Raw genomic sequence first — 18,686 nt, 5'->3', positions numbered from 1 at the left:
ATAAATTTTTTTAATGATTATACTTACAATATTTTTTTTTATAACTGCAGTATTATATTCAAGCATAGGATTTGGTGGTGGCTCTACTTATCTTGCATTACTTTTAATTTGGGATGTCCCTTACTATATTTTTCCAATTTTAGCTTTGATTTGTAATATTATTGTAGTTTCTGGAAATTCTATAAATTTTTTAAAATCAAAGAATATTAATTTTAATTTACTTTATCCTTATTTAATTGGTTCTATACCTCTTGCTTTTATAGGAGCATCGATCTCTATTGAAAAAAATTTATTTGAAATTTTACTTTTCTTTATTTTAATATCAGCTGGAGTTTTTTTACTTATTGAAAGCAAATCCTTTAACAAACAAAAAATTGAAATTAAAAAAACACCCCTAGTTTTATCAATATTAATAGGATCAATAATTGGTTTAATGTCTGGTTTGGTTGGTATTGGTGGTGGGATATTTTTAAGTCCTATTTTATTTTTGATGAAAGCAGGGCTTCCAAAACATATAACAAGTACTGCATCCTTATTTATTTTAGTAAATTCAATTTTTGGCATAGGAGGACAATTAACAAAGGATATAGTCTTTAACGAATTTTTAAATTACTGGCCACTATTTATTGCTGTCTTAATTGGTGGCCAAATTGGAAGTTTTTTAAATATAAAATTCCTGTCTAACAAAATATTAGCTCTAATGACTGCATGTCTAGTAATTTTTGTTGCTATAAGAATGGGCATAACACTTATTGCATAAGTTGAATTAATTATTTTTTGATATATTTAATCTCTCATGAAAAATTTTAAACCATTTGGGCCTTCAATAGGAAAATCTAAAATTTCTAAAAAATTTTTAGAAAAACTTAACAAGGAAGTTGATACAAAAATCTTCTCAAAATCGAATGATTATAGTCCAAAATTAGCAAGTCAAATTAGAAAAGAAGTTCAAATTTCTAAAAATTTTATAAAAATAAATTTGGAAAAAGAATTAATAAAAAATATTAAAATTTTTCTAGCTAAAGAAAATATTAAAAAAATTAAAGAAATTAGAATTTTAAACCTATGGGTCGTTAGCCAATATAAAAATGAGTATAATCCTATACATTATCATGAAGGAGACTTGTCAGGTGTTGGTTATTTAAAAATTCCAAAACATATGACAAAAAATAAAAATGTTAAAAATAAAAAAATAAAAACCAATGGAACAATTGATTTTATTAATGGACAAAAAGCTTTTCTTTCAAAAAGTATTTTTAATTTGATACCAAAAACAGGTGATCTTTTAATATTTCCCAATTACTTAATGCATACAGCCTACCCATTTAATATTGAGGAAGAAAGAAGATCATTTTCTTTCAATGCTAAAATAATTTTTAATAAATAATTTACAAATTTAAATAATATTATATAAATCAATTTGCCGATTTGATCCTATTGCGGGCATAAACTGCTAAAATGGAAATTCCCAATAGATCTAATTAGCAAGGTAGTTGAACTATATTGTGCACCTGCATGTAGCTTAAGCAATAAAAAAGTGAGGATAAAATGAATAAAGATTTTTTTAAAACAACAAAAATTTTAGATGGTGGAATGGGTCAAGAATTATTGGCTAGAGGTATGGAACCCAAAGGAACTTTGTGGAGTGCAAATGCTTTAATTGAGGAAAAATACCACGACTTAATACTTAATATTCATAATGATTTTATTAAATCTGGAGCTGATGTAATTGTAACTACAACTTTTACAACGAGAAGAAAAAGATTGAGAGAAAATGGAATAGAAGATCAATTTAAATTCTTAAATCAGAAAGCGTGTGAAATTGCACAAAAAGCTAAATTAAATAATCCTCACATTAAGATTGCAGGAGGACTCCCGCCTCAAGATTTGACATATGAAGAAGACAAGAGAAGTGAAAAAGAAATCACAAAAGATCATTTGGAATTAGCAGAAATACTAAACCCTTCAGTAGATTTTTTCTATTTTGATGTTTGGAGTAGTATCAAAGAAATTAGATGTGGAATAGAAGCTATTAAAAAATTTAATAAACCATACTTAGTTGGGGTTCATATTTCTGAAGGAAACTCTTTACCAAGTGGAGAAAAAATTTCTGCAATTAATTCAATAATTACTGAAAATTGCCTAGGAGTAATTCTAGCATGTGTTTCACCTGAAAATTATGAGAATAATTTAGATGAAATTCAAAAACTTAAAGTTCCATTTGGTTTCAAATTAAACGGATTTATCACAACTAAACCAAAAGGTGGTTATACTTCTCAGTATAAAGAAAATGATGGATCGAACCCCAATAGTTTTTTAGGTCAAAGAAAAGATTTAGATCCTGAAAAAATATCAATTTTTGCAAAAAAATTTAGAGAAAATGGTGCCACAATTCTTGGAGGATGTTGTGAAACTCGGCCATCACATATAGAGGCAATAAAAAACACTATTTAAATTTTGTACCTTTTCTTACAAAATAGATACCTGTAGCAACTGCTATCAATGAAATTATAACTTTCGTTGTTATTAATTCTTTTAAAAAGATATAACTTAAAATGGTACCAAATATTGGAATTAAATAAGATACTTGAGATTGAAAAATTAAACCATTGTTAATTAAAATTCTAAATCTCAATAACCAAGCAATTCCAGTAGATACCAACCCAAGATAAATAACTGAAAAAGTAGAATCTAATCTTGGAACAGTTTTCCAAGGTTGTTCAATTAAACACACTAAAGGTAATAATATAATAGTAGCCCAAATCAAAATTGAACTAGTTACATTTTCATTTTTTTTCTTACTTATTTTTAATGTTAAAAGACCTCCAATTACATAACAGGTAGCACCTAACAAAATTAATAATGCTGAAGTAAAGTTATTTTCATTAATTAATAAATTATCTGAAAATAAATAAACTATTCCTGAAAATCCAATTAGAACTCCTGTTGTTCTAATTAAATTAAATTTTTCATTTTTGGTGTAAAAATGTCCTAGTACTACTGAGCTAAGTGAAGTTGATGACATTAAAATTGCTGCTAAGTTACTTTGAACAGATTTAACCCCATATGCTATTAAAAAAAATGGAGCTACTAAATTTATAAATCCAATCATCGCAAACCAATACCAATCTTTTGAGAATGCCTCTATTTTAATTTGTTTATAAAAGCAAAGTAGTAAAACTGGAATTGAACCAAAAAAAACTCTTAGAAATGCAATCGTAACAGGTCCAAATGAATAGGTTGCAATTTTAATATTAAAAAAAGCAGATGCCCAAATTAATGCTAGCAACGTTAATAAACTATAATCAATTAGTTTTGGTTCTCTCATTCAATAATATCTTCTGGTGTTCCGTTTGTTATTTCAATTAACTTATTATAATTTATTTTGAAAACAGCATTTGGATGTCCAGCTGCTCCAAATATATCTGGGAATCTCTTAAGACTTTTATCAATAAAGATTTTACATCTCTTCAAGTGCCCTACTGGAGACACTCCACCAATTGTATATCCAGTATTTTCTTTAACGTCTTCAGGAGATGCCATAGACACGTCTTTTTCATTGAGAATTTTTTTTAACTTAATTAATGAGCAACGCTTGTCTCCAGATACCAAGCTTAATATATAGTTGTCACCTGCCCTAAAAAGTAAACTTTTGACAATAGCACCAACATTGCAACCCAAAGCTGTAGCAGCATCATTGGCTGTTCTTGCTGTTTTTTCTAAGACGATAACATTTAAATTTTGATCGAATGTTTTAAGAGCTTTTTCTGCCCTTTTTACCGGTTCTTTATTTAGTATTGATTCCATTGAATTTATAAAATTCCCTAATTTGATTGAGTAGATACACTACTTATGTAAAAAATGCATAGGTGTTATTTATTAAATAAGCATTATTTTTTAACTTTTTTTTGCTAATTAGGCTTCATCAAAATTACATAGGAGACAAAATGAGTGCAGAAAACGTTTTAAAATTTATTAAAGAAAAAGAAGCAGAATTCGTAGATCTAAGATTTACTGATCCAAGAGGAAAACTTCAACATTTAACTATGGATGCATCAATAGTGGATGCTGACATGCTTAATGAAGGAGTGTTTTTTGATGGCTCATCTATTGCTGGATGGAAAGCAATTAACGAATCTGACATGATTTTAAAACCTGATACTGCAAGAATGTTCATGGATCCTTTCACGTCTCATAATACTGTAGTTTTGTTCTGTGATATTTTAGATGCAATCAAAAAAGATCCTTACGAAAGAGATCCAAGAGGAGTTGCAAAAAAAGCAGAGGAATATTTAAAAGCATCAGGTATTGGTGATAAAGCGTTTTTTGGACCTGAGCCAGAATTTTTTGTTTTCGACGATGTAAGAATTAAAAATGATATGAATGAAAGTGGATTTAAAATTGATAGTAAAGAAGGTCCATATAATTCAGGTAAAGAATATGAAAATGGAAATATGGGTCATAGACCTCAAATCAAAGGAGGTTATTTCCCTGTGCCACCTGTTGATAGTGAGCAAGATATGCGTGGTGAATATTTAAAAAATTTAAAAGAAGTTGGTATCAAAGTTGAAAAACATCACCATGAAGTTGCTCCAAGTCAACACGAACTTGGTATGTATTTTGGAACTTTAGTTGACCAAGCAGATAATGTTCAGCTTTATAAGTATGTAGTTCAAATGGTAACACATTCATTTGGGAAAACTGCAACCTTCATGCCAAAACCAGTTGCAGGTGATAATGGTTCAGGTATGCATATTCACCAATCTATTTGGAAAGGTGATACTCCTGTATTTTCAGGTGAAGCATATGCAGGACTTTCAGAAACTGCATTACACTATATTGGTGGAATTTTAAAACATGCTAAAGCGATTAATGCTTTTGCTAACTCTACCACAAACAGTTACAAAAGATTAATTCCTGGTTTTGAAGCTCCAGTTTTATTAGCTTACTCTGCAAGAAACAGATCGGCATCATGTAGAATTCCAATTACTTTAAGTAAAAAAGGTGCAAGATGTGAAATTAGATTTCCAGATGCAGCAGGTAATCCTTACCTAACATTTGCAGCAATGCTAATGGCTGGTATTGATGGAATTAAAAATAAAATACACCCAGGTGAGTCTTTTGATAAAGACTTATATGAATTGCCACCAGAAGAAGTAAAAGCTATACCAACCGTTTGTGGATCTTTAAGAGAAGCAATGGAAAGTTTAGATAAGGATAGAGAGTTTTTAACTCAAGGTGGTGTATTTACTGACGACCAAATAGATGCTTATATAGCTCTTAAGTTTGAGGAAATTCATAAATTTGAACATGCACCTCACCCTGTAGAGTTTGAGATGTATTACAGTAGTTAGTATTTAATTACTGTCTGGTTGTTGCAATTGTATCTTTGTTAATACCTTTTTTAACAACGTAATCTTGAGTTCCGTTTGCGCCGGTCTCAACTTCTTTACGTAAATCTTTAAAGAAAGTTCTTTCTTTAATTGTGTCTTTTAGGTTTTTAACAAGATTTTTAAATTCAAATTTATTCATACCTATTTATATATACTAGGTATGCGTATAGTGCAATACTGATATGCGTTAAATGGGAATATTCAACTTTTGCTAGATTTTAAAGGATTCTCCACATCCACATCTCTCTGTTTCGTTAGGATTATTGAATACAAATGAGGAAGATAGCTCCTCTTTTTTGTAATCCATTTCTGTTCCTAGCAAATACATAATAGCTGCAGAATCAACAAATACTTTTACACCTTTTTCTTCAATGACTTCATCATTTGGATTTACTTCTTTGGTATACTCCATGACGTAAGACATACCAGCACAACCTCCTGATTTAACTGAAACTCTTACACCTAAAGAATCTTTTTCTGCATTAGACATAATCTCTTTAATTCTTTCTGCAGCATTATCACTTAATTTAATAATTGGATTCATTATAAATTTAACTCCAGTTTTGCAGCTTCTGACATCATGTCTTTATTCCAAGGTGGGTCCCAAACTAATTCAAGATCAACGTCCTCAATACCCTCAACTTGCATTGCACCATCTTTAACTTCTTTAGGTAAACTTTCAGCAACTGGACAATTAGGAGTGGTCAAAGTCATTTTAATTTTTGCAAATTTATCATCCTCAACTTTAATATCATAAATCAAACCTAGTTCATAGATATTCACTGGTAACTCAGGATCGTAAATTTTTCTAATTTCTTCAATAATTTGATCTTTTTTCGACATAATTAATTTTCTGTTTTAACCTCATCAGTTTTATTATCAAAAGCTGAGACTAGCGTATGCCAAGATAATGTGGCACACTTTACTCTCATTGGATATTGTTTTACTCCAGATAAGCACATTAGTTTTGTTTTTTCATCTTCTTTAAGATTTTCTGATTTAAGCCCAGGATTTTCTTTAATCATCCCCAAAAAATCTTCAACAATTTCTTTTGCTTCATTTTCATTTTTGCCTTTAATTAAATCAGTCATTATTGATGCAGAAGCCATAGAAATTGCACAGCCACTACCTTCAAATGAAATATCTTCTACAATTCTTTGTCCATTTAATTTTAAATAGACATGAACGTTATCACCACACAGTGGATTGTTGCCTTTGGCATCTTTATTAAAATCTTCTGTCTTACGAAGATTTCTTGGATTTTTTCCATGCTCTAAAATTATTTCTTGATATAATTCTTTTAAATTCATTTTAAGTTAAATATTTTCTTACAGTTATTTATTGCATCATTAAGTTTATCTAAATCTTCTTTAGTATTATATATTCCAACGGAAGCTCGTGCGCTAGCTGGTATATTAAGTTTGTCATGTAAAATTTGACAGCAATGATGACCAGCTCTTATTGCAACTCCGTCTTCATCTAAAATTGTTGCGATGTCATGAGGATGCACACCTTCTAAAGTGAAAGACAAAACTCCACCTTTATTTTTTGGATTTCCAATTAATTTTACTGAATTATTTTTTTTTAATAATTCTTGGCCATACTCAACTAATTCTGCTTCATGTTTCATAACATTTTCAATACCTACGCTCTCCAGAAATTTAATTGATTGATCAAAAGCAATAACTTGCGCTGTAGCCATAGTTCCAGCTTCATATTTATTAGGTAAATCACCATAGGTAATTCTATCTTTTTTAACCTCTCTAATCATTCCGCCACCACCTTGATAAGGAGGAAGTTCATCCAACCACTTTTTCTTACCATAAAGAATCCCTAATCCTGTAGGGCCATACATTTTATGACAAGAAATTGCATAAAAATCACAATCTAAGTCTTGCATATCTAGCTTTAAATGAGGAGCTCCTTGGCAACCATCTACGACAACTATTATTCCTTTTGAATGTGCTAAATTAGTAATTTCTTTTACTGGTAATATTGCTCCAGTCACGTTTGATAAATGAGTAATTGAAATAACTTTTGTATTAGGAGTAATTTTCTTTTCAATTTCTTCTAGTGTAATTTCTCCTTCTTCATTTATTTCTGCAAAATTAATTTTTATATTTTTAGATTTTCTTAAAAAATGCCAAGGTACATAATTTGAATGATGTTCTAATTCGGTAATTAATATTTCATCACCTTCGTTTAAATGATTTTGACCCAATGTATTAGCAACAAGGTTTAATGCTTCGGTGGCACCTTTGGTAAATACTATTTCATTTTTATCTTTAGCATTAATATATTTTTGAACTGATGTTCTAGTGTTTTCATATAAATTTGTTGCAGCAACCGCAAGATAGTGAACACTTCTGCCAACATTAGAAAATTGTTTGGTATAAAATTCATTAATTCTATCTACAACTACTTTTGGTTTTTGTGATGAATTTGCACTATCCAAATAAACCAAATCATTATTTTGGATTTTCTCATCAAATATTGGAAATTCTTTTTTAACTTGATCTATGTTCATACATTTATACCTGATAATTTTTTAACTAGTTTTTTTACATCTTCATTAGAAATTTTTTCAATTACCTCGTTAAGAAAACCATTTGTTAATAATTTTTTTGATTCTGAATAACTGAGACCCCTTGACATTAAATAAAAAATTGAATTTTCATCAATATTTCCTGATGTGGATCCATGTGAACATTTAACATCGTCTGCATATATTTCTAATTCTGGTTTCGCATTAAACTCAACACTTTCATTTAACAATAAAGCTCTACTTAATTGGTATCCGTCTGTTTTTTGTGCTTCAGGGCTTACGAAAATTTTACCTTGATAAATACCTTTTGATTTATCATTCAATACACTTTTAATTAATTGATAACTTTTACAATTTTCTTTTTTATGATTAATTACAGTTTTTATTTCATGATGTTTTTCATTTTCTAAATTGATAATTCCATTTAACGCAATAGAACCATATTCATCATCTAGATTGCAATTTATATCTTGTTTTATAAATTTAGATCCTTCAGATAAAATAAAATATTCTAAATGACTATTTTTAGACAAATTAATATCTTTGTTGAAATACTTTATATTTTCTGAAGTATTTGAGTCTAGACTATAATTTTTTAAAATTGAATTCACTCCAATCTTAATTTTTTGTCTAAAATTAATGAAATTTTTTTCAGAATTTTCATTTAAAAAATTAACTACACATAATGAACTGTCATCTTCTAGATTAATATCTACTCTAGAATTAATTGCAGAAGATTTTAAACCATCACTCAAATAATTAAATAAAATCAATGGTTTTTTAACATTGTAACCTTTTTTAATAGTAATTTTCGAAACACTTGTAAGAAAGGCTGAATTCAAATTTAAAAGAGTATTTTGATAAATAGTATCATCTAAGTCTAAATTTTGATCAACTAAGATTTTATCTTTGTCTTCGTGTTTAAAATCAAAATCATATAATTTTCCATCAACAAAACTTATTTTATTATGTTCAAAATCTAGTGGAAAATCTTTTTCTTCAAAAACTTTTTTTTGATCAACAATAAAGTTTAAATTGTCAAAATTTTTTGAAATAATTTGATTTATATCTGAAAATTTCCAATCCTCACTTCTTTTATTTGGTAAACCTTTTTCAAAATAATTATTAAAATTTTCTTGTTTTATTTTTTTCTGACTATCAGAAAAATTATTTAGACTAATAATTTTATCAAAATTTAATTTAAGTTCATTTTGCATTAATTAAAATCCTCATAACCTACTTTTTCTAATTCTTTTGCTAATTCAAAATCACCTGATTTTATAATTTGTCCATTTTTAAGAACATGAACAAAATCTGGTTTGATATAATCTAATAATCTTTGATAATGAGTAATTATTAAAAAAGAATTATTTTTATTTCTTAGTGAATTAACTCCTTCTGAAACTATTCTTAAAGCATCTATATCTAATCCTGAATCTGTTTCGTCTAGAATTGATAATTTTGGATTTAAGATAGACATTTGTAAAATTTCATTTTTTTTCTTTTCTCCACCCGAAAATCCAACATTAAGTTGTCGGTTTAAAATTTTTTCATCAAATTTTAGTTCTGCAGATTTTTCTTTTATTAATTTTAAAAATTCAATTGCATCTAGCTCTTTTTCGCCTCTAGCTTTTTTAATTGCATTTATTGATGTTTTTAAAAAAGTGTTTGTATTAACACCTGGTATTTCCATTGGATATTGGAACGCTAAAAAAATTCCTTTATGAGCTCTTTCTTCTGTTTCTAATTCTAATAAGTTTTCTCCATCAAATGTAACTTTACCATTTATTTCATAACCTTTTTTGCCTGACAAAATATTTGATAATGTGCTTTTTCCAGATCCATTTGGACCCATAATTGCATGAACTTCTCCTGGTTTAATATCTAAATTTAAACCTTTTAATATTTCTTTTTCATCAATCTTTGCTTTAAGATTTTCTATTGATAACATCTACCCAACACTCCCCTCTAAACTAATACCTACAAGTTTTTGTGCTTCTACTGCAAATTCCATTGGTAGCTGCTGCAGAACTTCTTTACAAAAACCGTTTACAATTAAACTAACTGCCTCTTCTTGGTTTAATCCTCTTTGATTGCAGTAATATAGCTGTTCATCACTTATTTTTGATGTTGTTGCTTCATGTTCTATATTTGATTTAAGATTTTTGTTCTTGATATAAGGAATTGTATGAGCTCCACATTTATTACCCATCAATAAAGAGTCACATTGTGTAAAGTTTCTAGAATTATCAGCTTTTGAAGATATATCTACTAATCCTCTGTACATCATATCTGATTTACCTGCTGAAATTCCTTTTGAAATTATTTTACTTTTTGTGTTTTTTCCTAAGTGTATCATTTTAGTACCAGTGTCAGCTTTTTGATGATTGTTTGTAATCGCTATAGAATAAAACTCACCTACTGAATTATCACCTTTCAAAATACAACTTGGATATTTCCAAGTAATTGCTGAACCAGTTTCTACTTGGGTCCAAGAAATTTTAGAATTTTTACCTTTGCATAATCCTCTTTTAGTAACAAAATTATAAATACCGCCCTTTCCATCCTTATCCCCTGGATACCAATTTTGAACTGTTGAATATTTTATTTCTGCATCATCAAGAGCAATTAATTCAACATTAGCTGCATGCAATTGATTTTCATCTCTCATTGGAGCTGTACATCCTTCTAGGTAGCTTACATAACTTCCTTTGTCAGCTATGATTAATGTTCTTTCAAATTGTCCTGTTTCTGATGCATTGATTCTAAAGTAAGTAGACAGTTCCATAGGACATTTAACATTTTCTGGAATGTATACAAATGAGCCATCAGTAAAAACTGCAGAATTAAGAGTTGCGAAAAAATGATCAGTTGTAGGAATAACTGATCCAAGATATTTTTTAACTAATTCAGGATGTTTTTGAATAGCTTCAGACATCGAGCAAAATATAATTCCTTGCTTAGTAAGTTCTTCTTTAAAAGTAGTTGCAACAGAAACAGAATCAAAAACTGCATCAACAGCAATACCATTTAATCTTGCTTGCTCTTGAAGAGGAATTCCTAATTTTTTATATGTCTCTAATAATTTAGGATCAAGATCATCTAAACTTTTTGGTTTATCTTTCATGCTTTTGGGAGCTGAGTAGTAGTAAAGATCCTGATAATCTATTTTAGGATATTTTGGTTTCTGCCAATCAGGCTCTTTTAATTGTTTAAATCTTTCAAAAGCTTTTAATCTAAAATCTAACATCCATTGAGGCTCTTTTTTAATATTAGAGATAAATTTTATTACATTCTCATTTAAACCCTTAGGGGCTTTTGTATTTTCTATATCTGTTGAAAAACCATATTTGTAATCTTTCAAACTATCTATTTCTTTCTGCCTACTATCCATACTATACTCTGTTCTCTTTATTATTTTTTAATAAGTCGTTTAAGCTTTTATTTTCAAAGAAAGTATTAATATGAACCTCAAGTTCATCCCATAGATTGTGTGTAATACATTTTGTAGCTTTACCATTACAACCTTTTTTAGATTCTTTTTTACACTGAACAGTTTTAACTTTCTCATCTACTGCATTGAAAATATTTGTAAGTTTTATTTCACTTGGATCTTTTGATAAAATGTAACCTCCTTGATTACCTCTAATACTTTTTACAATTTGATTTTTTTTAAGTTTTGAAAATATTTGCTCTAAAAAATCTAATGAAATTCCTTGTCTTAAAGAAATATCTCTTAATGATACAGGATTGATATTATCAAACCTTGCTAGATCAACTAATGCCATTACGGCATATCTTCCTTTTGATGTTAGTTTCATTTTTACCCTTAAAATCTGGGTTTTTATACATACCCGACTAAAATGGTCAAGTTAATAAAGTAAAAAAAGACTACCATTTTGTCGCTCAGTTGTGATAAACGTACCTTTTTTTTGAGAACAATAATCAATTGCATATATGGATAATAAAATTTTAGAAATTTTTATACCTGGACCTGCTGGTAGATTAGAAGCTAAATATTATAAAAGTAAAAAAAATACTTCTCCTATTGCATTAGTTCTACAGCCTCATCCACAGTATGGGGGAACTATGAATAATAAAGTAGTTGTAGATACATTTCATACATTCATGGAAAATGATTTTTCAGTTTGTAGAGTAAACTTTAGAGGAGTTGGGAAAAGTGATGGAGAATTTGATAATGGTCAAGGTGAACTGGCAGATGCTGCAGCAGCACTAGATTGGTTGGAAAGAGAAAACTTTGATAATTCGCAATGTTGGGTATCAGGATTCTCTTTTGGTTCTTTGATTGCAATGCAGCTGCTTATGAGAAGACCGGAAATAAATAGATTTATAGCCATATCTCCACAACCTAATGTCTATGATTTTTCTTTTTTGTCTCCATGTCCAACATCTGGGATGGTTGTTTATGGAAAAAAAGATGAATTAGTGCCAGTAGAATATATTACTGAATTAGATAAAAGATTAAGCGCTCAAAAAGGTATTAAAGTTGAATTCCAAACAATAACTGAAGCAAATCATTTCTTTTCTAAAACTGATGACGCTTTAACAAAAACTTTGGATAAATATATAAAAAAAGAAACAGCTTTATATTAATAATTATTTGCCAACTTGCCTCCAATGACCGGGGCATTACATCTTGTCGTATTTGGGAAAGAAATTGGTAAATTTAATTTAGATCTTATAGCTAAATAAGCAAACGCTTGAGACTCGATATAATCTCCATTCAGCTGAAAATTATCTATCATATCAAAATTATTCTTATTTAAATTTGAATTTCTAATAATTGATTCAATCAAAAATTTGTTCTTTCGGCCTCCCCCACAAAATAAATATTTGTTAGAATTATTTTTATTTAAAAATTTTATTCCTTCTGCTATCAAATATGCTGTGAATTCTGTAATTGTTGAACACCCATCTTCTAAAGATAAACCTCTTGCAAAAGATATATCAAATTCTTTTACATCAAGTGATTTTGAATAAGTTTCAATTTTAAAATTATCTATTGCTTGATTTAGAATTAATTGATCAATTTTTCCAGATTTTGCAATCTTACCATCTTTATCAAAGGTATAATTTGAATTATTCCTGATCCATTCATCTATCAAACAATTACCTGGACCAATATCATAAGCAATCAAATCATTTTCTATATTATTGGATATATCATTTACTATTGTAGCATTAGATATTCCTCCAATGTTAACAATGCAAATAGGTTGAGCTGAATTATTTTTTTCTTTATTTAAAAAATTATTAACTACTAATCTGTGGTAAATTGGTGTCAGAGGTGCTCCTTGACCATTGTTATCAATATCTGCTTGTCTAAAATCATAAATTACTGGTTTTTTTAATAATTGAGATAACAAATTGCCATCACCTAGTTGTTTAGTAATTTTGATTTGAGGGTTATGGAAAATCGTTTGACCATGAAAACCTATAAAATCAATTTCTATTCCATTTTTTAATGCTATTTTGCTGATCTTTTCAGCATGAAAAATAGTTAAAGCTCTCTCCAAATCACTCAATTCCTTAGAATATTTTGTCAAATCTTCACTACTTTTAATTTTGTCTCTTAAAGTTGATAATTGCCTATAGAGATCAATATCGTACTCAAAGTATTGATCAAAAATTAGTTCTACCTCGTCATATCCGTCAGATTTAATTATTGAAACATCGACTCCATCCATAGATGTGCCGCTCATCAAGCCCATAGCTGAAAATAATTTTTTTTTCATTGATATTATTTTTAAAAAAAATTTGTATATAGTAATTATAGTCTTATGAATAAATTTTTAAAAGAATTTAAAGATAGAGGATATTTCTATCAATGTACTAGTGAAGCTGACTTATCTAATTTATTAGATAAAGAAAAAATTAAAGCTTATATAGGATTTGATTGTACTGCTGAAAGTTTGCATGTTGGTAGTTTGTTGCAAATCATGTGTTTGAGATTGTTACAAAAAAATGGTCACCGACCAATCGTATTGTTAGGAGGTGGAACAACAAGAATAGGTGATCCCTCAGGAAAAGATAAAACAAGAAAAATTTTAGATGAAAATGAAATTGAAAAAAATATTAAAAATATTCAAAATATCTTAAAAAAATTTCTAGACAGTGACGATCCAAATACTTCACCTATTTATGTCAATAATTATACCTGGCTTAAAGATTTAAATTATATTTCTTTTCTAAGAGATATAGGAAAGCATTTTACGATCAATAGAATGCTTACATTTGATAGTGTAAAACTAAGATTAGAAAGAGAACAGTCGCTTAGTTATATGGAATTTAATTACATGATACTTCAAGCCTATGATTTTTTAGAATTAAATAAAAAAGAAAATTGTGTTCTACAAATAGGTGGTTCTGATCAATGGGGAAACATTGTAAATGGTGTTGAACTTATTAAGAGATATTCTAATAACCAAACATATGGATTAACAACACCATTAATTACTTTAGCCACAGGTGCAAAAATGGGAAAAACTGAAAATGGCGCTATTTGGTTAGACGAAAAATATTTATCAGCTTATGACTACTGGCAATTTTGGAGAAATATTGATGATCGGGATGTAATTAAATTTTTAAAAATGTTTACTGATATTGATATAAGCGAAATCAATGCTTTAGAGAAAAAAAATATTAATGAATTAAAAATATTGTTAGCAAACAAAGCCACAGCTATGTTACATGGAGAAGATGCTGCTCAAAATTCTGAACAAGCTGCAAAAGAAGCATTTTCTGGAAATTCTTTGGGCTCTAACTTACCAAGCGTTAAAATTGAAACAAAACAATTAGAAAATAATATCAATATAATTGATTTAATAATTTTATCTAAAGCAGAAAATTCAAAAAGTGAGATAAGAAGATTAATCAAAGGTAAAGCTATTAAGATTAATGATACTGTAGTTCCAGATGAAAAATTTATAATTAATCAGGAGCTATTCACAGAGAATTATTTAAAGCTTTCTATAGGTAAAAAAAGGCACATTAAGATTGAATTAAGTTAGTTTCTTTTAATTTTCTCAAGAGTTCTAGTTATAAATCTTGGAGTTAATGTTTTTATTGGGTTTACTGAGGTTTCAAGATCTTTTGGTGGTCCTTTTATTTTAAAACTTACTCCAAAAACACCCTCTCCTGTTTTATCACCAACTAAAATTTTACCTAATAATGGAATTTTACTTATTGTTTTATTTATAGTTGTTGCTGGCACCAAAGTCCCTTTTAGACTTATCAATTTTTCTTCTTCCACATAACCACTCATTAATATCGAAATAGCCGGGCCAATTGCATAAAGTTCATCTATTGTCATAAGATTTTTTTGGTTATTGAAATTTATTTCAAACTCATCAAATCTTATTCCTTCTCCAGTTAAAATATCGGCAATTCCTTGCAGGGAAGCTAGTGTTAGAAGTTTTGTTAATGCTGGGACCTCTTTTAACTTAAAGTCATAAATTTTAAGATTTGATACTGATTTTTCATTTTTTTTTGTTGATATAAAATCTAAGTTGCCTTCATCAAATCCTTTTATAAATTTATATCTTTTCACCAATGGTTTCGCTTTAGATGAATAAAGTTTAGTTATTTTTTCACCGTTATTTTTTGTTTCAATAGAAAAAAATATGTTTTTACTATTTTCAAAATTTGCAGATAAATTTGCATCTTCAACTTCATTATCTTTGATAAAAATTAACCCTTGTAAATTTTTAACAAAATAAATTTCATCTATATAAACTTCGTTCAGATTTATTTTTAAATTAAAATTGTTCTTAAAAATTTTATTTTCTTTTTCCTTTTTACTTTTAAGTAAATTTGTTACTATAGAATTAGCATTCAAGAACAATCCATTTAATTTATAATCGTTTTGTTTTTGTCTTTGAATAATAAATTGATTATCTTTATTTTCAGTATCAATATAATCAAAATCAATCTTATCAAATCTATCTATTAAATAATCCTTATCTAATATTAAATTATTGATTTTAATTTTATTTCTTTTATCTAAAATACTTATACTTTCAAAATTTAAATTTTTAGAACTTTTTAATATTCCAGCAACTGATAAATTTGTTTTTTCATTTATATTTTTCTTATAATTTAAATTTTTAATTTCAAAATCTGTTTGATTTAAAATTAATTTTAAATCAAAATTGGTTTTTTCTTTATCATTGAGAACAAAGTAATTTATTTCATCATAGTTTTTATCAATTTTTATATTTCCGTTACCTGAAAGAGTTAATGAACCATTTTTATATTTGATATTGAGTTTATGATTTTGAAGGTTGAGAAATTTTTTAGTAGATGGAAAAAATTGTTTTAAGAATTCTTGATTTTTTAAATCAACACTTTTTAGATTAATGTCAGATATGAATTCAAAATCCTTATCATTTTTGTTATAAAAATATTTAAAATAATCAAAATCTTTATTAAGTTTTACTTTACCTTCACCTTTAAGGGTAAAATCTTTGTTTTTGTACTTTAAATTTATTTTATGATCTTCAATATTTATTTGATCCTTAATAAGTGGAAAATATTCTTGAATAATTTTTTGATTTTTTAATGTTCCTTTTTTAATATTTAAATTAGTTTCAAATTCAATATCATTTCGATCTCTTTTAAAAGTATATTCAATTTTATTTGTTTTATTATCTAACTTAAATTCACCTGCACCATTAGCTATAAGAGCTTTATTTTCATAAATTAATTTTAATTTATGATTATCTAATAAGATTTCACTATTTTGATTTGAAAAATAATTTGGAATTAAATTATTGTCATAAATAACTTTTTTAAAATTTATGTCAGAGTCTATTTTTAAATTGGTTAATTTAAATTTATTAGTTATTTCAAAATTAAAAATATTCTCAGAACTAAACTTGGTATTTTTTAAATTAAAGTTATTTAAATTTAATATATTAATTAAATTATCTGATAAAACTGCCTCAGAATTTTGAATTTTACCTTCTGCGTAATGATTATTATTCTTTTTGTTAACTTTTAATAATTTAGATGAAAAATCAATTTGATCTGATGTAAATTTAATATCTTCAAATAAATATTTGTCTTTTTCTATATAAAATAAAAAATTAATATTATTAAAATCTATTCCATTAAAAAATTTAAATTTTCCATCTTTCAATAATCCTTTAATTTTGTAATCATTTTTAATTTTTCCATTTTGATCTAAGTTAAGATTTAGATCTAAAATTACATGTCCTTTTTTTATGAAAGTTTCCAAAATTAATAATTCTGGTTTGTTACTTTTGGCTCTTATAAATTTTACAAAATCTTTTAATAATATTGACTTTGTTGCCACTTCAAAATTAGAGGAAACTAATTTATTTTTAAGAATAGAATCAAGTGATATTTGAGTTTTTATATATTCTAGCTCAAGTGGTCTATTTGCATAATAGATATTTGCACCAATAGTTTTTGCATTTATTTTAAGTTTAAAAGGATCAAGAATTAATTTTACTTTTTTTAAAGATACATCCAAATTCTTATTACTTTGAACAACTGTGTCTTTTATCTGCTGATTAAATTTGTCTGTTTCTATTCCAACAATGCTTAAATAAAATATCAGTGATATTAAAAATCCTAGAAATATTAAAAAGTATTTAAAAATATTTATTTTCATTTAATTTTGTAAAGAGATTGTTCTAAAAAATCATCTAATTCTCCATCAAGAATTTTATCTGGACTTGTGCTTTCAAAATTTGTTCTGTTGTCTTTTACCAATCTATAAGGTTGCAAAACATATGATCTTATTTGATGCCCCCAACCAATTTCTGACTTACTGTTTTCTGTACTTTGGTTCTCCTCTTCTCTTTTTTTAATTTCAAAATCGTACAGTCTTGCTTTTAACATATTCATACAAGTTTCTTTATTTTTATGTTGCGATCTTTCATTTTGACATTGGACTACTATTTTCGATGGAATGTGAGTAATTCTTACAGCGCTATCAGTTGTATTTACATGCTGTCCACCAGCACCACTTGATCTATAAGTATCAATTCTCAAATCTTTCTCTAAAATCTCAACATTTATATTTTCATCTACTACTGGGTAAATCCAGACACTTGCAAAACTTGTATGTCTTCTTGCTCCTGAATCAAATGGTGAAATTCTAACCAAACGATGAATACCCGATTCTTTTTTCAACCAACCAAATACGTAATCACCTTCAATTTTTATTGTTGCTGATTTAATGCCAGCTTCATCTCCTTTGTGCTCACTAATTAAATTTGATGTGAAACTTTTTTTATCAGACCATTTCAAATACATCCTTCTCAACATATCTGCCCAATCTTGACTTTCAGTGCCTCCAGCGCCTGCATGTATTTCTATATAGCAATCTAATGAGTCTGCTTCGTCTGATAAAAAACATTTGATTTCATTTTTTTTTACTTCTTTTTTTAAATCTTTAATATTTTGTAATGTTTCTTCCTGAACCGCCAGATTATTTTCCTCTAAAGCAAGCTCATTCAAATCATCAAAATCATTTAATTTTTGGATAGACTGATTTAAAGAATTTACTAAATCTTCGTAGAGTTTTTTCTCTTTTATAACTTTTTTTGAATTATCTTTATCTTGCCAAAAATTGGCATCCAACATTTGAGAATTTAATTTTTCAAGTTTTGAGTAAATTTTATTGTTTTCAAAGATACTCCTTAATTCTTTGATTAATTTTATAAATTTCTTCTTTGTAATTTTGGTAATTGTTATCC

Annotated in this window: 20 protein-coding genes and 1 riboswitch; of the genes, 6 read left to right on the top strand and 14 right to left on the bottom strand. The window is 27.4% G+C overall.

Features of this window, described 5'->3' with window-relative positions:
• Positions 1 to 13 precede the first annotated feature (13 nt).
• The 3 genes from ACTTBE_RS00200 (at position 14) to ACTTBE_RS00190 (ending at position 2,454) form a co-directional block, all read left to right on the top strand.
• Positions 14 to 760, top strand: a complete 747-nt coding sequence (locus ACTTBE_RS00200) for a sulfite exporter TauE/SafE family protein (RefSeq protein ID WP_440647775.1) — start codon at positions 14 to 16, stop codon at positions 758 to 760.
• Between the two features lie 36 nt (positions 761 to 796).
• Positions 797 to 1,387: a putative 2OG-Fe(II) oxygenase gene (locus tag ACTTBE_RS00195; RefSeq protein ID WP_440676687.1), complete on the top strand. Its 591-nt coding sequence runs from the start codon at positions 797 to 799 to the stop codon at positions 1,385 to 1,387.
• Between the two features lie 91 nt (positions 1,388 to 1,478).
• Positions 1,479 to 1,541: riboswitch (SAM riboswitch) on the top strand.
• 7 nt (positions 1,542 to 1,548) lie between these two features.
• Positions 1,549 to 2,454 carry a homocysteine S-methyltransferase family protein gene (locus ACTTBE_RS00190; RefSeq protein WP_440614612.1) on the top strand — a complete coding sequence of 302 codons (906 nt, stop codon included), beginning with the start codon at positions 1,549 to 1,551 and terminating at the stop codon, positions 2,452 to 2,454.
• Here the strand turns inward: ACTTBE_RS00190 and ACTTBE_RS00185 are convergent.
• Positions 2,447 to 3,328, bottom strand: a complete 882-nt coding sequence (locus ACTTBE_RS00185; protein ID WP_440676686.1) for a DMT family transporter — start codon at positions 3,326 to 3,328, stop codon at positions 2,447 to 2,449. The genes ACTTBE_RS00190 and ACTTBE_RS00185 overlap by 8 nt on opposite strands.
• The gene (locus ACTTBE_RS00180; protein WP_440676685.1) at positions 3,325 to 3,807 is read right to left on the bottom strand and encodes a YbaK/EbsC family protein; all 483 of its coding nucleotides are present in this window, start codon (positions 3,805 to 3,807) and stop codon (positions 3,325 to 3,327) included. The genes ACTTBE_RS00185 and ACTTBE_RS00180 overlap by 4 nt, the downstream gene beginning before the upstream one ends.
• Positions 3,808 to 3,947: 140 nt before the next feature.
• On the opposite strand from ACTTBE_RS00180, the gene glnA reads away from it, so the two are divergent.
• Entirely contained in the window at positions 3,948 to 5,354 is a 1,407-nt protein-coding gene (gene glnA, locus ACTTBE_RS00175) for a type I glutamate--ammonia ligase (RefSeq protein WP_440635040.1), read from the top strand.
• A 7-nt stretch (positions 5,355 to 5,361) separates the two neighbouring features.
• Here the strand turns inward: glnA and ACTTBE_RS00170 are convergent, their stop codons facing one another.
• The 9 genes from ACTTBE_RS00170 to ACTTBE_RS00130 form a co-directional block, all read right to left on the bottom strand.
• Entirely contained in the window at positions 5,362 to 5,532 is a 171-nt protein-coding gene (locus ACTTBE_RS00170; protein ID WP_428080472.1) for a hypothetical protein, read from the bottom strand.
• 72 nt (positions 5,533 to 5,604) lie between these two features.
• On the bottom strand, positions 5,605 to 5,937 hold the full coding sequence (locus ACTTBE_RS00165) for a HesB/IscA family protein (RefSeq protein ID WP_075506524.1): 333 nt from the start codon (positions 5,935 to 5,937) through the stop codon (positions 5,605 to 5,607).
• Positions 5,937 to 6,236, bottom strand: a complete 300-nt coding sequence (locus ACTTBE_RS00160; protein WP_075506523.1) for an SUF system Fe-S cluster assembly protein — start codon at positions 6,234 to 6,236, stop codon at positions 5,937 to 5,939. Before ACTTBE_RS00160 ends, ACTTBE_RS00165 begins: the two co-directional genes overlap by 1 nt.
• A 2-nt stretch (positions 6,237 to 6,238) precedes the next feature.
• Positions 6,239 to 6,703 carry a Fe-S cluster assembly sulfur transfer protein SufU gene (gene sufU, locus ACTTBE_RS00155; RefSeq protein WP_440676684.1) on the bottom strand — a complete coding sequence of 155 codons (465 nt, stop codon included), beginning with the start codon at positions 6,701 to 6,703 and terminating at the stop codon, positions 6,239 to 6,241.
• Positions 6,700 to 7,920, bottom strand: a complete 1,221-nt coding sequence (locus ACTTBE_RS00150; protein ID WP_440676683.1) for an aminotransferase class V-fold PLP-dependent enzyme — start codon at positions 7,918 to 7,920, stop codon at positions 6,700 to 6,702. Before ACTTBE_RS00150 ends, sufU begins: the two co-directional genes overlap by 4 nt.
• On the bottom strand, positions 7,917 to 9,155 hold the full coding sequence (sufD, locus tag ACTTBE_RS00145; RefSeq protein WP_440676682.1) for a Fe-S cluster assembly protein SufD: 1,239 nt from the start codon (positions 9,153 to 9,155) through the stop codon (positions 7,917 to 7,919). Before sufD ends, ACTTBE_RS00150 begins: the two co-directional genes overlap by 4 nt.
• Positions 9,155 to 9,889, bottom strand: coding sequence for a Fe-S cluster assembly ATPase SufC (gene sufC, locus ACTTBE_RS00140; protein WP_440618646.1), 735 nt, complete (start codon positions 9,887 to 9,889; stop codon positions 9,155 to 9,157). The genes sufD and sufC overlap by 1 nt, the downstream gene beginning before the upstream one ends.
• Positions 9,890 to 11,332 carry a Fe-S cluster assembly protein SufB gene (gene sufB, locus ACTTBE_RS00135; RefSeq protein ID WP_440652683.1) on the bottom strand — a complete coding sequence of 481 codons (1,443 nt, stop codon included), beginning with the start codon at positions 11,330 to 11,332 and terminating at the stop codon, positions 9,890 to 9,892.
• A gap of 1 nt (position 11,333) precedes the next feature.
• On the bottom strand, positions 11,334 to 11,759 hold the full coding sequence (locus ACTTBE_RS00130) for an Rrf2 family transcriptional regulator (RefSeq protein WP_440614619.1): 426 nt from the start codon (positions 11,757 to 11,759) through the stop codon (positions 11,334 to 11,336).
• Positions 11,760 to 11,907: 148 nt separating this feature from the next.
• On the opposite strand from ACTTBE_RS00130, the gene ACTTBE_RS00125 reads away from it, so the two are divergent.
• The gene (locus tag ACTTBE_RS00125) at positions 11,908 to 12,552 is read left to right on the top strand and encodes an alpha/beta hydrolase (RefSeq protein ID WP_440619478.1); all 645 of its coding nucleotides are present in this window, start codon (positions 11,908 to 11,910) and stop codon (positions 12,550 to 12,552) included.
• On the opposite strand, the gene ACTTBE_RS00120 is transcribed toward ACTTBE_RS00125, so the two are convergent.
• The gene (locus ACTTBE_RS00120; RefSeq protein WP_440676681.1) at positions 12,549 to 13,694 is read right to left on the bottom strand and encodes an anhydro-N-acetylmuramic acid kinase; all 1,146 of its coding nucleotides are present in this window, start codon (positions 13,692 to 13,694) and stop codon (positions 12,549 to 12,551) included. The two genes, ACTTBE_RS00125 and ACTTBE_RS00120, sit on opposite strands and share 4 nt — an antisense overlap.
• 45 nt (positions 13,695 to 13,739) lie before the next feature.
• On the opposite strand from ACTTBE_RS00120, the gene tyrS reads away from it, so the two are divergent.
• Positions 13,740 to 14,969 carry a tyrosine--tRNA ligase gene (gene tyrS, locus ACTTBE_RS00115; RefSeq protein WP_440676680.1) on the top strand — a complete coding sequence of 410 codons (1,230 nt, stop codon included), beginning with the start codon at positions 13,740 to 13,742 and terminating at the stop codon, positions 14,967 to 14,969.
• On the opposite strand, the gene ACTTBE_RS00110 is transcribed toward tyrS, so the two are convergent.
• Together ACTTBE_RS00110 and prfB are read right to left on the bottom strand one after the other, a co-directional pair.
• On the bottom strand, positions 14,966 to 17,596 hold the full coding sequence (locus ACTTBE_RS00110; protein ID WP_440676679.1) for a hypothetical protein: 2,631 nt from the start codon (positions 17,594 to 17,596) through the stop codon (positions 14,966 to 14,968). The two genes, tyrS and ACTTBE_RS00110, sit on opposite strands and share 4 nt — an antisense overlap.
• The gene (gene prfB / locus ACTTBE_RS00105; protein WP_440677332.1) at positions 17,593 to 18,684 is read right to left on the bottom strand and encodes a peptide chain release factor 2; all 1,092 of its coding nucleotides are present in this window, start codon (positions 18,682 to 18,684) and stop codon (positions 17,593 to 17,595) included. The genes ACTTBE_RS00110 and prfB overlap by 4 nt, the downstream gene beginning before the upstream one ends.
• Positions 18,685 to 18,686: the final 2 nt, after the last annotated feature.

Origin of the sequence: Candidatus Pelagibacter sp. HIMB1587, from assembly GCF_052047775.1 — a bacterium.
Taxonomy (GTDB): domain Bacteria; phylum Pseudomonadota; class Alphaproteobacteria; order Pelagibacterales; family Pelagibacteraceae; genus Pelagibacter.
The sequence above is the reverse complement of the archived record's forward strand: the minus strand, read 5'-3'. Positions and strand labels throughout refer to the sequence as shown.